Origin of the sequence: Kribbella sp. NPDC051936 (assembly GCF_040680955.1) — a bacterium.
GTDB lineage: Bacteria > Actinomycetota > Actinomycetes > Propionibacteriales > Kribbellaceae > Kribbella.
Genome location: NZ_JBFAXS010000006.1, coordinates 75,907 through 89,088, shown reverse-complemented (window position 1 = coordinate 89,088; position 13,182 = coordinate 75,907). Strand labels below are relative to the sequence as shown.

Here is a 13,182-nt window from a genome sequence, read left to right as displayed (position 1 = left end):
CGGAACCGTGACAGTATCTGCCGTATGGAGTTCGACGTCTTCATCGAGATCCCCAAGGGCACCCGCAACAAGTACGAGCTGGACCACAAGACGAACCGTCTGCGGCTGGACCGGACGCTGTTCACCGCGACCCAGTATCCGTCCGACTACGGGTTCATCGAGGACACCCTCGGACAGGACGGCGACCCGCTCGACGCCCTCGTCCTGCTCCCCGAGCCGACCTTCCCGGGCTGCCTGATCCGCTCGCGCGCGATCGGCATGTTCCGGATGACCGACGAGAAGGGCCCGGACGACAAGGTCCTCTGTGTCCCGGCCGGCGACCCGCGCCAGGAGCACCTGCGCGACATCCACCACGTGCCGGAGTTCGACCGCCTCGAGATCCAGCACTTCTTCGAGGTCTACAAGGACCTCGAGCCCGGCAAGTCCGTCGAGGGCGCCACCTGGGTCGGCCGCGCCGACGCCGAGGCCGAGATCACCGCCTCCTTCGAGCGCCTGAAGACCGAAGGACACTAATCGTCTGAGACGCGGCGGAGCAGGCTCAGCAAGGTCTTGCGCTCCGCCGCGGTGAGCGGCTTCAGCAGGTCCGTCTCGGCGGCGTGGATGAGCTCGTCCATCGTGGTGAGCTGCCGCTCGCCCGCCGGGGTGATCGCGACGATCTTGCGTCGCCGGTCGGCGGGGTCGACCCGCCGCGCCAGGAACTCCAGCTCCTCGAGCTCGTCGAGCAGCGTGACCAGATCGCTGCGGTCCAGCCCGATCCGGTCCGCGAGCGTCGCCTGCGCGGCCTCGCCGTCGTCGGCCAGGCTCGCCAGCACGTGGTAGTGCTGCGTCCGGACACCGGCGTCGGTCATGTGCTGCCGGACCAGCCGTTGCGCGTGCTGACTCGCCCGCCCCAACGCCCAGAGCGCGTGGTCGGACAGCCGGTGGCTCGGCGACTTCTTCACCGCACCAACTCTATTGGCACCGGCGACGCGCGGCGTTATCGTGGGAATCTCCCATTATTTATAACTCCCACGATATGGAGCACCCACCATGCGCGCAGTGCGCTTCCACCGCCACGGCGGTCCCGATGTCCTCCAGCTCGACGAGGTCGCCGTCCCCGAGCCCGCCGCCGGTCAGGTGCTGATCCAGGCCGAGGCCATCGGGGCGAACGCCATTGACACCGTCCTCCGCCGCGGCAACTCCCCCTGGGACCGGCCGCTCCCCGGCACGCTGACCGGCGATGTCGTCGGCCGCGTCGTCAAGCTCGGACCCGGCACGCCGCCCGCCCTCCTCGGCCAACGGGTCAGCGCCCTGTCGGAGGATGCGTTCGGCGACTACGCGGTCGCCGACGCCGCCTTCCTCGCGCCGATCCCCGACGACGCCGACGCAGCTGAGGCGACGATGATGTCGATGACCGCCCCGCTCGCTCTCCGGCTCCTCGAAGCGGGCCGCCTCCCGGCCGGAGGCACTGTCCTGGTCCATTCGGCCGCCGGCACCGTCGGCCACCTCGCCGTCCAGCTCGCCCGGACCTACGACCCCGCCACGATCATCGGTACGGCGTCCTCCCCCGCCCGCCTCGACTTCATCCGCGACCTCGGCGCCGAGCCCGTCGACCTGACCGACCCCGCGTGGCCGGACCGGGTCCGCGCGATCGCTCCCGACGGCCTCGACACGGTCCTCGACGCGATCGGCGGCACCGTCTTCGCGCAGGGCCTCGACCTGGTCAAACCCCTCGGCACGATGGTGTCGTACGGCGCGATCACCACCGAGGTGCCGATGATCCCGGCGCTCGGCCTGCGGTCGCGATCGGTGACCGGCGTCTCCCTCTACGGCTGGCAGCAGGCGCGGCCCGACGAGGCGCGCGCCGACATCGCCGAGGCCACCCGGCGCTGGCAGACCGGCGAACTCCGCCCGGTCGTGCACGCGACCCACCCGCTCGCCGACGTCGCCCGGATCCACGAAACCCTCGACGCCCGGGCCAATCTCGGGCGGCTCGTCGCGACCCCCTGAATAGAATCGCCCGGTGGAGCTTCGGCAGCTGAGGTACTTCGTCGGCGTTGCCGAGGAGCTGCATTTCGGCCGGGCCGCCGAGCGGCTGTACATCTCCACCCCGACCCTCAGCCAGCAGATCAAGCAGCTCGAGCGCGAGGTCGGCACCAGTCTGCTGATCAGGCACAGTCGCGGCGTCGAGCTGACCCCGGCCGGGCAGGTCTTCCTCGCCCGCGCCCGGGAGACCATCCAGGCGGCCGGCCTGGCGCTGAAGGACACGCGCCGGGCCGCCGGCCTGGACGAACCGGTGCTCCGGCTCGGCCTGCTGAACGGAATCCCCGGCTGGCTTCCGGCCGCCCTCGAGCAGCTCGCCGCCGAACGCTTCCCGGCCGGCACGGTCACGCTGGAGGCCGGCACCACGACCGACCAGCTCCGGATGCTCGGCGCCGGCGAGATCGACCTCGGCCTGGTCCGCGCGCCGGTGACGTTGCCGCCCGCCATGACATCGGAGCAGCTCGCCGACGAGGAGCTCGGAGTCCTGCTGACCGCGACCCATCCGCTCGCCGCCGAACCCGAACTGACGCTCGACGACCTGGCGGGGCTCGAGCTGATCTGGATCCCGCGCGCCGCCGCGCCCGAGTTCTACGACGACGCGCTCCGCCGGATCGGCACCGGCGTACGGCTGAGCGACATCAGCATGAGCCACTCGCAGCTGCGGTCGGCCCTGCTCGTCCGGCGCTCCGCGATCAGCCTCGGCTCCCGCCGCGCCGCCACGCCGGACATCGTCTGGCGACCGCTCGCGGGCCGGCCGCTGATCGCCCGGTACGCCGCCGTATGGCGCACCGATTCGACCAATCCCGTGCTTCGGACGATGACCGTTAGTCCCGGCCTAACGGTCGTTAGGCAACACGACGTGGCGGACTGACTCACCCGGTGGTTGGCTCGAATCGTCAACCACCGAAGGAGAAACAGTTGCGGGAACACGTCGTGATCGTCGGCGGAAGCTCCGGTATGGGCCGCGCCCTCGCCGCCGAACTCGTTGCCCAGGGCAGCGAAGTCACCGTCGCCGGGCGATCGGCGGACAAGCTCGACGACGTACGCCGGGAGCTCGGCGTCCGCACCGTCGCCATGGACGTCGGCGTCGAGCAGGACATCGAACGGCTCTTCGCCGTCACCGGCCCGGTCAGCCACATCGTCACCACGGCCGCCGACGTCGGCGGCGCTTACCAGCCAATCGCGGCGTACGACGTCCGCGCGGCCCGCTCCGCGGTCGACTCCAAGCTGCTCGGACCGTTGCTGCTCGCCAAGCACGGCGCGCCGCTGCTCGAACCCGGCGGCTCGATCGTGTTCACCTCGGGCATCGCGGCGTACCGGCCGGGCCCCAGGGCCTCGTTGCTCGCGGCACTCAACGGCGCACTGGCCTCGCTGGCCGCGGCGCTCGCGGTCGAACTCGCGCCGTTGCGCGTCAACGTGGTCTCACCCGGCTGGGTCGACACCCCGATCTGGCAGGACGTCGCCGGCGACGCGGCGCCGGAAACCCTGGCCGCGATGGCGGCCCGCCTCCCGGTCGGCCGGATCGGCCGGACCCAGGACATCGCCGCGGCGATCATCGCCCTGCTGCGCAATGGTTTCATCACCGGCACCGTTCTGCACGCCGACGGCGGACACCGGCTGGCCTAGGAAAAGAGCGTCCCCGGCAACACGCCGTTGCCGGGGACCGCTGGATCAGGGGCGACCGAAGAAGTCCGGGGGCTCCCAGTAGTACACGCTGTCGATCTGCACCGGCTTGCCGGTCCGCGGCGCGTGGATCATCCGCCCGTTGCCGAGGTACATCGCGACGTGGTGGATGGTGCCCGGGTCGTTGGGGTCCAGCGACCAGAAGATCAGGTCGCCGGGCCGCAGCTCGTCCTCGTCGATGTGCTGGATCTGCTCGTACTGCGCAACGCTGTAGTGCGGCAGCTGGACGCCGGCCTGCTCCCACGCACCCTGCGTCAGCCCGGAGCAGTCCCACCGGTTCGGGCCGGTCGCGCCCCACAGGTACATGTCGCCGAGCTGCCGCATCGCGAAGTCGATCGCGGCCTGCGCGCCCCTCCGCGTGCCGTGGCGGCCGCCGTCGTTGCCGCCGTCGTTGCCGCCGTCGTTGTCGCGCGGCGGGGTCGGCTTGTGGCGCTTCGGCGGGTTCTTCTTGCCGCTGTTCTGGTTCTGCTTCTGCTGCTCGCGTTCCTCGCGGGCCTTCTCCGCCGCCTCGCGGGCCGCCTCGGCCGCCTCCCGACGCCGCTCGGCGGCCTCCCGGGCGGCGATCCGGCGCTTCAGCTCCGCGGCCTTGCGCGCGGCCAGCTCGGCGGCGCGCTGCCGGGCGAGCTCCTCGAGCCCGCGCTGGCGCTGGGCGGCGACCTGGACCGAGATGTTCTGCAAGGTGGCGAGCTGCGCGATCGACTGCTTGCGCTGCACGCCGATCGCGGTCACCGCCGCCGACTGTGCGGCCTCCGCCGCCTCGGCCGCCTTCTTCGCCTTGGCCGCCTCGTCGGTCGCCTTCTTCACCTTCACGACGGCCTGGTCGGCCTGCACCTTGAACAGGTTCGTCATCACCTCGGTGGCGGTGAACCGCAGGTACGACCCCTGCATCGCCGACGACACCGAGTGCGCGGTGCCGGCCGAGTCCAGCAGCTCCTGGGGGCCTTCGGCGGTGAACAGCGGCGCGAGCTTCGCCACATCGCCGCCGCCCTGGTACGACGCGGCGGCGAAGCGGCCGATCTGCTGCCGCTGGGCGGCCAGCGTCTTCTGCGCCTCGGCGGCCCGGGCCGCGGCGGCGGCCGCCTCGGCCTTGGCCTGCTGCAGCCGGTAGACGGCGCCGTTGTATGCCTCGTCGGCGATGCCGGACTGGACGCCGAGCTGCTCCAACCGCGCGGCCGCGGCGGCGAGCTGACGCTCGATCGCGGCGACCTGGGCGGCCTTGGAGGCGGCGGCCTGCTTGGCACGCTCGACGGCGGCCTTGGACGGAATCACCGGCGGCTTCGGCTTGGCGGCCTCGGCCGGGAGGGTGGGCACGGCCATGGCACCGGCCAAGCAGATCGCGAGCACCCCGGAGAGCAGCACCTTGCCTGCCCTGCCGGTCTTCCCAGCACTCGTGACCCGCCCGCCGGACGTGGCCCTGAGGGGCGTCCGCATCGGGATGGTTCCTTCCGCCGGTCACGAACCCCTTCCCCAGGGTTCGTGAACTTTTGGTCCTCCTGGACCACATACGTGACACTAGTTGCCTGCAGCCCCATTGGGAACAGTTTTCACACAAGTATCTTTGTTTCACCCGTGTGTCGACTTGACAAACTACAAGCTTGTAATTCCGCGAATGCGCAGGTGGGCGCACGAAAACGCCCCTCCGGCCGGCGCCGGAGGGGCGTTTCTGCGAGCTGCTGGGTCAGCTCAGGACGAACGAGGCGACCACCGGCAGGTGGTCCGAGGCCGGCGTCACGGGGACGGCGGCCTTCGTCGGGCGCAGGCCCGCGCTGTGCAGCTGGAAGTCGATCCGCTTGGTCGGGTTGTCCGCCTCGATCGTGTAGCCGGGGCCGCTGCCGACCTCGTCCCAGGTGTCGGCGTACACCGCGGTCAGCGTCTTGATCTCGGGCTTCTCGGGCGTCGCGTTCAGGTCGCCGACGAGCAGCGTCGGGGTCTCGGAGCCGCTGAGCAGCTCGACCACCTTCTGCGCCTGCTCGAGCCGCTCGGCGTTGTTGTTGCTGGTCAGGTGCGTGTTCGCGAACCGCAGCTTGGCTCCGCGCACCGTGATGTCCGCCACGGCCAGACCGCGCTGCTCGCCGGTCGGGTAGAGCGGCAGAAGGGTGTTCTCGAAGTCCTGGATCGGGTACTTCGACAGGATCGCGGTGCCGTACTGACGCCGCGGCTCACCCGGGTTCAGCGGCGGCAGGTCGAGGTTGGCGGCGTACGCGTAGTGCATCTTCAGCCGCTGCGCGAACCAGGCCGGCTGGTCGACCCAGTTGCTCCGCTCGGCCCAGTGCCGGTCGACCTCCTGCAGCCCGATCACGTCGGCCCCGGACTGCTCGATCAGGGCGGCGATCCGCTCGAGATCGAGGACGCCGTCGATCCCGGCGCCGTGGTGGATGTTGTACGTCATGACGGTCAGCGGCCGGCCCGGACGACCCGCGTCGGGCTGAGCCGCGGCGACGGTGGGGACCACCATCAGCAGTCCGGCGAGAACGGTCAGCAATTTACGCATGACCACATCCTTCCGGAAAACCGGCGACACCCGCGCGACGAGCGAGTGTCGCCGGTCTGAACGTGAGGGGGCGTCCGCGGACCGCTGAGCGCGGAGCTGGAAGGCACCGCGACGTGCTGGTCGCGTTCGTGACCTCGACCGACGTCAGGGTGCAGCGCGCCGGCGAGCACCCACCGCCGCGCAGCACCATCTGAGGGGTCAACCCTCCCCGTTGCCGCTTTGCCCCCCGGTATGCATGGGGTCAACCGGCGATCTGCGGGGTTGACCCCTGAGATGGCCGTTCCGAGGAGGCGCCGGGGACGCCGTCACGGCCGTCGTGCGGCGTTCCGGCTCAATGCACGAGCCGGCCGACGGCTCCGTTCGCGCCGGAGGCCCAGCAGCCCGCGTTGACGCCGTGGCCGGCGCATTCGACGCTGTCGAAGCTGCCGTCGTAGAACTGCTTCCAGCTGCGGCCGCCGTCGAAGCTGACGTCGCTCCCGGACGGGCCGACCGCGAGCACGGCCGTCGGCGACCACGGGACGAAGTGCGACCCGCTCCGGTAGCCCTTCGGCGCCTTGTCCGCCGGCACCAGCTGCCAGGTCCGGCCGCCGTCGGAGGTGACGGACGCGGCCTTCACGGCCTCGGTCGGCTTCAGGAAGTCACCACCGACCGCGACGCCGAACAAGCTGTTCCGGAACGCGAGGCTGAAGATGCCGGCCGCTGCGCCGCTGGCCATCGGCGAGTCCGCGACCGTCCAGTGCCGGCCGCCGTCGACGGTCCGGAACACCCGCGGCCGGTCACCGCCGCCGCTCGCGAACCACGCCGTCCGGCCGTGCCCGGCGACCAGGCAGGTGCCGCTCGCCGCGAACGCGAACTCACCGGCGAGTGCGGCCGGCATCCCGTCGCCCGGCTGCACCGTCCAGGACTTCCCGCCGTCGGACGTCGCGGCGATCCGGAACTTTCCGTCCACCGGGTCGCTCAACGCCAGGCCGTGCTTGTCGTCGTTGAACGCGATGCAGTCGTAGAACGCGTTCGCGTCCGTGTTCCGGAACGTTTCCGTCCAGGTCTTTCCGCCGTCGGCCGTGCGGTACACCCGGGAGTCCTCGCCGGTCCCGATCGTCAACGCGACCGCGCGCCGCGCGTCGAACGCCTCGACATCGCGGAACTGCAGCGCTTCGGCGCCGGCCGGGCTGACGTTCTGCCAGTGTTTCCCGCCGTCGACCGTCCGCAGCACGGTCCCGCCCGACCCGCCCACCCAGGCGACGTCCTTGCTGACCGCCGCGAGTCCACGGAACTGCGCCGTGGTCCCGGTCGGTGTCAGCTCCCAGCGGTACGACGATCCGCCGTGAGCCTGGGCGGGCACGACCTGACCCATCAACAACAGACCTCCTGCCGCCAAAGCGGCCACACGCAGGATTCTCATGCGCCGCAATCTAACCGGAGGTCACGTCAGCTTGAAGGACTGCGCGGTGCTGGAGTTGCAGGTGAGTTGGACGAGTTGGGTGCTGTCGGCGGTCGAGCCGTTGGGGACGGTCAGGCACTTGCTGCTGAGCCGGCTGACGAAGTGGAAATAGCCGCCGCCTTCGGAGACGGCCTGCCACTGCTGGTTGTTTCCGCCGCCGTACGTCCACAACTGCAGCCCCGCGTTGTCCGCCGCGGAAACGTCGGTCACATCGATCACCTTGGTGGCGTCGTTGCGGTTGTTGACCCGCGTGAAACCGCTGGATGTCGGCTGGAACTGGAACTGCTGCGCCTGCGTGCCGTTGCAGCTGTACTGCTGGATCACGGTGCCGTTGGCGGTCCCGGCCGCGCGAGCGTCGACGCATTTCCCGTTGGCCTTGTTCGCGATCGAGTACCACGAGGTCGGCGACGGCTGGTCGGCCGGCGGCGTCGTACCGGCCCCGCCCAGCCACTTCAGCGCGTCCATCATGAACTGGTTCTGCGCCGGGCTGTCGAAGGTCGACGAGAGCCGGGTGTTGGTCTCGTAGTTCATCGCGTTGTGGCCGAAGTTCGCGTAGATCATCTTGTAGTTCTTGTTGGTCCAGATGATCGGGTAGTAGCCGCTGTACCAGGACTGGTTCGGGTCGGTGCCGACCGGGAAGCTGGAGGCGTCGATCGAGGCCAGGATCTGGATGTCCGGGTTGTTCCGCAGGTCGTTCTGCCAGCTGTACCACTCACTCACCGAGGAGCGGAACGTCGCACCGGTGTTCACCAGCGCCGGGTGCGAGCGGTTCTCGGTCCGCAACGTGACCGCGGTCGGACCCCAGGTGTTGGACTGGAACCGGCCGGTGCCGAGCAGCGTGTTGTTGAACCACGGCCAGCCGCCGCTCGCGTCGTTGTACGCCGCGACGTGGAAGCCGAAGAACGCGCCGCCGTTGTCCATGTAGTTCTTGAACCCGTTGCGCTGCGCATCGGTGTGCGGCGAGTCGTCGAGGAACATCACCACCTGGTACTGCGCGGCGGTCAGGTTGTTGAGCTGGTCCCAGTTGTTCGTCGCGGTGTAGGTGAAGCCGTTCTGCGCTCCAAACTCCGGAAAACGCTGATTGGCCTCTTTCTCGAAGTCGATGTGGGCGGCGTCCCAGGTGCCGCTGTAGAAGGCGAGCACCTTGAAGGTCGCCTGGACTCCGGCGACCGCGGTCGAGGTCAGGCCGCTGATCAGCAGCACCAGGGCGAGCAGGAATGCGGACAGGCGAAATCGATCGGAAAGCATGGGGGCGGACCTTTCCGTCAGAACCTTATGAAATTTCAATCCTTAAATTAACTCCCGATCAAAGCCCTGTCCAGAGCTCATCGCCTGGCTGCCCAGAACGCCCAGCAAGCGCAGCTTCTCGGCGCTCTCGCTCCCCGGCTCCGCGGTGAACACGATCAGCGTCTGCTGCTGATCCCGGTTGTCGATCAGCTCGCAGTACAGCTCCAGCTCGCCGACGACCGGATGCCGGAACCGCTTGGTCCGGCTGTGCGCGACGACCACCTCGTGCGCGTCCCAGATCTCGGAGAACTCCGGGCTGAGCTTGCGCAGCGCGCGGACGATCGAGGCGGCGTACGACTTCGGGCCGTCGATCGTCGCGACCGTGCGGAGCATCGAGACCAGCAGGCGGCTGTGCGTCGACAGCTCGGGTTCGGCGTACAGCGCCCGCGTCTCGGGATGCACGAACCAGCGGTAGACCTCGCTGCGCTCCATCCCGTCGAAGTTGGTCAGCTCGCCGGCGAACGCGACGTGCGCCGGCGTCTGCGCGACGACCTCGCCGCACCGGTTCAGCAGCAGCGCGGGTGTGTCGTGCAGGCGGTCCAGGATCCGCAGCATGCCGGGGTCGACGTGGCAGGCCCGCGTCGCGCGCGGCGGCGTACCGTGGCCGGCCAGCAGGAACAGGTGGTCGCGCTCCTCCAGCGTCAGGCGCAGCGCCCGCGCGATCGCCCCGAGCATCTCGACCGACGGCTGCGGGCCGCGTCCGCCCTCGAGCCGGCTGTAGTAGTCGGCCGACATCGACGCCAGCGCCGCGACCTCCTCGCGGCGCAACCCCGGCGTACGGCGGCGGCGCCCGCGGGGCATCCCGACGTCTTCGGGCTGCAGGGCCTCGCGGCGTTTGCGCAGGAAATCGGACAGGTCGGCGTACTCCATGTCTCCAGTGTCCACGGGCTCCGGCGGTTAACCACTGCTTGCCGAGCAGTGGCTGACCGCAGCCTGGTTGCCCGCGGCATCCGCTTCCACGCTGGAGGCATGAGAACAACAGGAAACACGATTTTCCTCACCGGCGGTACGTCGGGTATCGGTCTCGAACTCGCCCGCCGGTTCCGCGACCTCGGCAACACCGTGATCATCAGCGGCCGCCGCAAGGACCTGCTCGACAAGATCACCGCCGAGGACGGCCTCGAAGGCGTCGAGCTCGACGTCGCGGACCCGGCGTCGATCAGCGCGGCCTGCGAGACCGTCACGACGAAGCACCCGAACCTGAACGTGCTGATCACCATGGCCGGCATCATGCAGGTCGAGGACCTCCGCGACCACGACCTGGCAACGGCCGAGCAGACGATCACCACCAACCTGCTGGGCACCATCCGCACGGTCACCGCCTTCACGCCGCATCTGCTTCAGCAACAGGACGCGGTGATCATGACGGTCTCCTCAGGTCTGGCCTTCGTGCCGCTGGCGATGACCCCGACGTACAGCGCCACCAAGGCGGCCGTCCACAGCTACACGCAGAGCCTCCGCCACCAACTGCCGCTCCAGGTGATCGAGCTGGTCCCGCCCGCCGTACAGACCGCGCTCCTCAACCAGGAGAACGACGAGCGCGCGATGCCGCTGGCCGACTACGCCGACGAAACGATCCAGCTGCTCCAGAACCACCCGGACGCCGAGGAGATCCTCTTCAACCGCGTCCACTTCCTCCGCGACGCCGAGCGGGAGAACCGCCACGACCAGGTCTTCGCGGCCCTGAACTCAGTCGCCTAACGCCTGCTCGATCCGCTCCACCTTCGCGGCGAGCTGGCCGGTGTAGCCGGGGCGGATGTCCGCTTTGAGTACCAGGCTGACCCGGGGCGAGACCGCGGCGACCGCGTCCACCGCCTGCTTCACCACCGCCATGACCTCGTCCCACTCGCCTTCGATGTTCGTGAACATCGCGTTGGTCTCGTTGGGAAGACCGGAGGCGCGAACGACGCGGACGGCCTCGGCCACCGCTTCGCTCACGCCTCCGGTCTCGTCACCGGCTGACGGGCTGATGCTGAATGCGACGATCATGCATCCAGGATGTCAGGCTCCTCCTGCGCGCGGCGCTCGGCTCCGGAGGTGGTGAGGAGGGCCTTCTCCTTGATGAAAAGGACGGCGATCAGGGCGAGCACCGCGAACGGGACCGACATCATGAACAGGTCCGCGGTCGCCGCGCCGTACGCGTTCTCGACGATCGTCCGGATCTCCGGCGGCAGCTCGGCGATGTTCGGCACCGCGTTGCCGGCGCCGGACGACGCGCCGCCCGGGTTCAACGTCTCGGTGACCTTGTTCGCCAGGATCGCGCCCAGGACGCTGACGCCGATCGTGCCGCCCATGCTCCGGAAGAAGCTGACCGCGGATGTCGCCGCGCCCAACTCCCGGGCCGGTACGTCGTTCTGCGCGGCGAGGACCAGGTTCTGCATCACCAGGCCGATGCCGACGCCGAGGACGAGCATGAAGCTCCACAGCATGTACTTCGAGGTGTGCGCGTCGATCGTGCCGAACAGCGCCAGCCCGATCGGCAGCAGCACACTGCCGACGACCAGGTAGATCTTCCAGCGGCCGTACTTCGTGATCAGCGCGCCGGCGATCGTGGACGCGACCATCATGCCGAGGATCAGCGGCAGGCTCATCAGGCCGGCCTTGGTCGGCGTGTAGCCCTGGGCGATCTGGAAGTACTGCGCCAGGAACACCGAGCCGCCGAACATCGCGACACCGACGAGCGCGCTGGCGACGATGGCCAGCGTCACCGTGCGGTTGCGGAACAGGTCCATCGGGATGATCGGCTCCGGGTGCCGGCGCTCGACCAGCACGGCCGCCGCGAGCGCGACCAGCGCGACCGCGACCAGCCCGAAGCTCCACCCGGAGACCCACTCGAACTTGTTGCCGGCGAACGAGGACCAGACGAGCAGCGTGCTCACGCCGCCCATGATCAGCACCGCGCCCCACCAGTCGATCTTCACGTCCCGGCGGACGGTCGGCAGCTTCAGCGTGCGCTGCAGCAGCACGATCGCGGCGAGCACGAACGGCACGCCGACCAGGAAGCAGGCCCGCCAGCCGAGCGGCGAGTCGACCAGGAAACCGCCGAGCAGCGGCCCGCCGACGGTCGCCGACGCGAAGATCGCGCCGAAGATGCCGGAGTACCGGCCGAGCTCGCGCGGCGGGATGATCGCCGCCATCACGATCTGCACCAGCGCGGTCAGACCGCCGGCGCCGAGGCCCTGGAGGACGCGGCTGCCGAGCAGCACCTCGATGTTCGGCGCGAAGCCGGCCACCAGGGAGCCGATCACGAAGAAGCCCAGCGACAGCTGGACGAGCAGCTTGTTGTTGTAGAGGTCGGCGAGCTTGCCCCACAACGGCACGGTGGCCGTCATCGTCAGCAGCTCGAGCGTGACGACCCAGGTGTACGAGGACTGACTCGCCCCCAGGTCGTGAATGATCCGCGGCAACGCGGTCGACACCACGGTGCCGGCCAGGATCGCCACGAACATGCCCATCATCAGGCCGGAGATGGCCTGGATGGTCTGCCGCGGCGTGAGTGTCGTTGCGGTGCTGACCTCAGCCACGGGTTCCGGTGTGGATGACGAGGTCGTCGTCATGAGTGACCTTTCTGGTGGTGATCCGGCCCGAAGTCGGGATCGGTGCCTCGGGCAAGTAGTTGGAAGCCTTCGTCGAGCAGGTCGCGGATCGGCCGGTCCGGCGCGGTCTTGTGCAGCTCCACCGCGACCCGGCAGGCGGTGCCGGCGGCGCTGACGATCAGCGCCGGCCGGATCGACCCGGCCGGTTCGCCCATCCGCTCGCGGAGTGCGGCCGTCAGCTGCCGCTCGTCGTCGATACTCGACAGCATCAGCTGGTACAGCAGGCTCGGTGAGCTCATGATCAGCTCACCCCGGCGCGACAGCTGGCCGTCGCTCTCCAGGTCCCGCAGGACCTCGTGGACGATGAACCACATCGTGGTCAGCGGCGACTCGCCGGCCGGGGCCGTCCGCAGCCGCTCCAGCGCCGCCTCGAGATGCTCGGGGTTGCGCGCGAGGATCGCGTGCTCCTTGTGCGGGAAGTAGTTGAAGAAGGTCCGCACCGAGACGTCGGCCGCCTCGGCGATCTCCTCGACCGTCACCTGGTCGGGCCCCTTCTCCAGCGCCAGCCGCAGCGCGGCCTCGGCCAGAGCCGCCCGCGTCTGCTGCTTCTTGCGCTCCCGCAACCCACCCTCGACGTGCATCACGCCGTCAAGGCTACGGACAAACTTGCAGTCACTGCAAACAATTATTCCCTGCAACTTTGCAGCCGTGCAGGTTGCCCG

At 69.5% G+C, this 13,182-nt stretch carries 14 protein-coding genes; 5 read left to right on the top strand and 9 right to left on the bottom strand.

Going from position 1 to position 13,182, the window contains the following annotated elements; all coding sequences use genetic code 11:
- Positions 1 to 24 precede the first annotated feature (24 nt).
- The gene (locus AB0L64_RS21470; protein WP_355481895.1) at positions 25 to 513 is read left to right on the top strand and encodes an inorganic diphosphatase; all 489 of its coding nucleotides are present in this window, start codon (positions 25 to 27) and stop codon (positions 511 to 513) included.
- Here AB0L64_RS21470 and AB0L64_RS21465 read toward each other — a convergent pair.
- Entirely contained in the window at positions 510 to 941 is a 432-nt protein-coding gene (locus AB0L64_RS21465) for a MarR family winged helix-turn-helix transcriptional regulator (RefSeq protein WP_363712535.1), read from the bottom strand. The genes AB0L64_RS21470 and AB0L64_RS21465 overlap by 4 nt on opposite strands.
- Positions 942 to 1,029: 88 nt before the next feature.
- Here AB0L64_RS21465 and AB0L64_RS21460 point away from each other — a divergent pair, with 88 nt between their 5' ends.
- From AB0L64_RS21460 to AB0L64_RS21450, 3 genes are read left to right on the top strand one after another with little or no spacing between them, the layout of a single operon-like run.
- A complete protein-coding gene (locus AB0L64_RS21460) occupies positions 1,030 to 1,989 on the top strand; it encodes a zinc-binding dehydrogenase (protein WP_363712533.1) in 960 nt (319 codons plus the stop codon).
- A 13-nt stretch (positions 1,990 to 2,002) separates the two neighbouring features.
- Entirely contained in the window at positions 2,003 to 2,893 is an 891-nt protein-coding gene (locus tag AB0L64_RS21455; RefSeq protein WP_363712531.1) for a LysR family transcriptional regulator, read from the top strand.
- A 47-nt stretch (positions 2,894 to 2,940) separates the two neighbouring features.
- A complete protein-coding gene (locus tag AB0L64_RS21450; protein WP_363712529.1) occupies positions 2,941 to 3,648 on the top strand; it encodes an SDR family oxidoreductase in 708 nt (235 codons plus the stop codon).
- 45 nt (positions 3,649 to 3,693) lie between these two features.
- Here AB0L64_RS21450 and AB0L64_RS21445 read toward each other — a convergent pair whose 3' ends face one another.
- The 5 genes from AB0L64_RS21445 to AB0L64_RS21425 all read right to left on the bottom strand — a co-directional run bounded on the left by AB0L64_RS21445 (position 3,694) and on the right by AB0L64_RS21425 (position 9,794).
- A complete protein-coding gene (locus tag AB0L64_RS21445; RefSeq protein ID WP_363712528.1) occupies positions 3,694 to 5,136 on the bottom strand; it encodes a C40 family peptidase in 1,443 nt (480 codons plus the stop codon).
- A gap of 247 nt (positions 5,137 to 5,383) precedes the next feature.
- The gene (locus AB0L64_RS21440; RefSeq protein ID WP_363712526.1) at positions 5,384 to 6,196 is read right to left on the bottom strand and encodes an endonuclease/exonuclease/phosphatase family protein; all 813 of its coding nucleotides are present in this window, start codon (positions 6,194 to 6,196) and stop codon (positions 5,384 to 5,386) included.
- Positions 6,197 to 6,527: 331 nt separating this feature from the next.
- On the bottom strand, positions 6,528 to 7,598 hold the full coding sequence (locus tag AB0L64_RS21435) for an oxidoreductase (protein WP_363712524.1): 1,071 nt from the start codon (positions 7,596 to 7,598) through the stop codon (positions 6,528 to 6,530).
- 21 nt (positions 7,599 to 7,619) lie between these two features.
- Positions 7,620 to 8,885 (bottom strand): ThuA domain-containing protein, encoded by a 1,266-nt coding sequence (locus AB0L64_RS21430; RefSeq protein ID WP_363712522.1) that lies wholly within the window; start codon positions 8,883 to 8,885, stop codon positions 7,620 to 7,622.
- A gap of 42 nt (positions 8,886 to 8,927) precedes the next feature.
- Positions 8,928 to 9,794 (bottom strand): helix-turn-helix transcriptional regulator, encoded by an 867-nt coding sequence (locus AB0L64_RS21425; RefSeq protein WP_363712520.1) that lies wholly within the window; start codon positions 9,792 to 9,794, stop codon positions 8,928 to 8,930.
- A gap of 99 nt (positions 9,795 to 9,893) precedes the next feature.
- Between AB0L64_RS21425 and AB0L64_RS21420 the strand changes: the two genes are divergently transcribed.
- The gene (locus tag AB0L64_RS21420) at positions 9,894 to 10,625 is read left to right on the top strand and encodes an SDR family oxidoreductase (RefSeq protein ID WP_363712518.1); all 732 of its coding nucleotides are present in this window, start codon (positions 9,894 to 9,896) and stop codon (positions 10,623 to 10,625) included.
- On the opposite strand, the gene AB0L64_RS21415 is transcribed toward AB0L64_RS21420, so the two are convergent.
- Genes AB0L64_RS21415 through AB0L64_RS21405 form a run of 3 tightly spaced genes read right to left on the bottom strand, consistent with a single transcriptional unit; the run spans position 10,614 to position 13,101 of the window.
- A complete protein-coding gene (locus AB0L64_RS21415; protein WP_130384977.1) occupies positions 10,614 to 10,913 on the bottom strand; it encodes a thiamine-binding protein in 300 nt (99 codons plus the stop codon). The two genes, AB0L64_RS21420 and AB0L64_RS21415, sit on opposite strands and share 12 nt — an antisense overlap.
- Positions 10,910 to 12,448 carry an MDR family MFS transporter gene (locus tag AB0L64_RS21410; RefSeq protein WP_363712515.1) on the bottom strand — a complete coding sequence of 513 codons (1,539 nt, stop codon included), beginning with the start codon at positions 12,446 to 12,448 and terminating at the stop codon, positions 10,910 to 10,912. Before AB0L64_RS21410 ends, AB0L64_RS21415 begins: the two co-directional genes overlap by 4 nt.
- 29 nt (positions 12,449 to 12,477) lie before the next feature.
- Complete coding sequence (locus tag AB0L64_RS21405; protein WP_363713488.1) at positions 12,478 to 13,101, bottom strand: TetR family transcriptional regulator; 624 nt, start codon at positions 13,099 to 13,101, stop codon at positions 12,478 to 12,480.
- Positions 13,102 to 13,182: the final 81 nt, after the last annotated feature.

Bases quoted from the DNA above. Each gene is read 5' to 3' on its own strand.
- AB0L64_RS21470 (WP_355481895.1), top strand. From the start codon at position 25: ATGGAGTTCGACGTCTTCATCGAGATCCCCAAGGGCACCCGCAACAAG.
- AB0L64_RS21460 (WP_363712533.1), top strand. From the start codon at position 1,030: ATGCGCGCAGTGCGCTTCCACCGCCACGGCGGTCCCGATGTCCTCCAG.
- AB0L64_RS21445 (WP_363712528.1), bottom strand. From the start codon at position 5,136: ATGCGGACGCCCCTCAGGGCCACGTCCGGCGGGCGGGTCACGAGTGCT.
- AB0L64_RS21440 (WP_363712526.1), bottom strand. From the start codon at position 6,196: ATGCGTAAATTGCTGACCGTTCTCGCCGGACTGCTGATGGTGGTCCCC.
- AB0L64_RS21435 (WP_363712524.1), bottom strand. From the start codon at position 7,598: ATGAGAATCCTGCGTGTGGCCGCTTTGGCGGCAGGAGGTCTGTTGTTG.
- AB0L64_RS21430 (WP_363712522.1), bottom strand. From the start codon at position 8,885: ATGCTTTCCGATCGATTTCGCCTGTCCGCATTCCTGCTCGCCCTGGTG.
- AB0L64_RS21425 (WP_363712520.1), bottom strand. From the start codon at position 9,794: ATGGAGTACGCCGACCTGTCCGATTTCCTGCGCAAACGCCGCGAGGCC.
- AB0L64_RS21420 (WP_363712518.1), top strand. From the start codon at position 9,894: ATGAGAACAACAGGAAACACGATTTTCCTCACCGGCGGTACGTCGGGT.
- AB0L64_RS21415 (WP_130384977.1), bottom strand. From the start codon at position 10,913: ATGATCGTCGCATTCAGCATCAGCCCGTCAGCCGGTGACGAGACCGGA.
- AB0L64_RS21405 (WP_363713488.1), bottom strand. From the start codon at position 13,101: ATGCACGTCGAGGGTGGGTTGCGGGAGCGCAAGAAGCAGCAGACGCGG.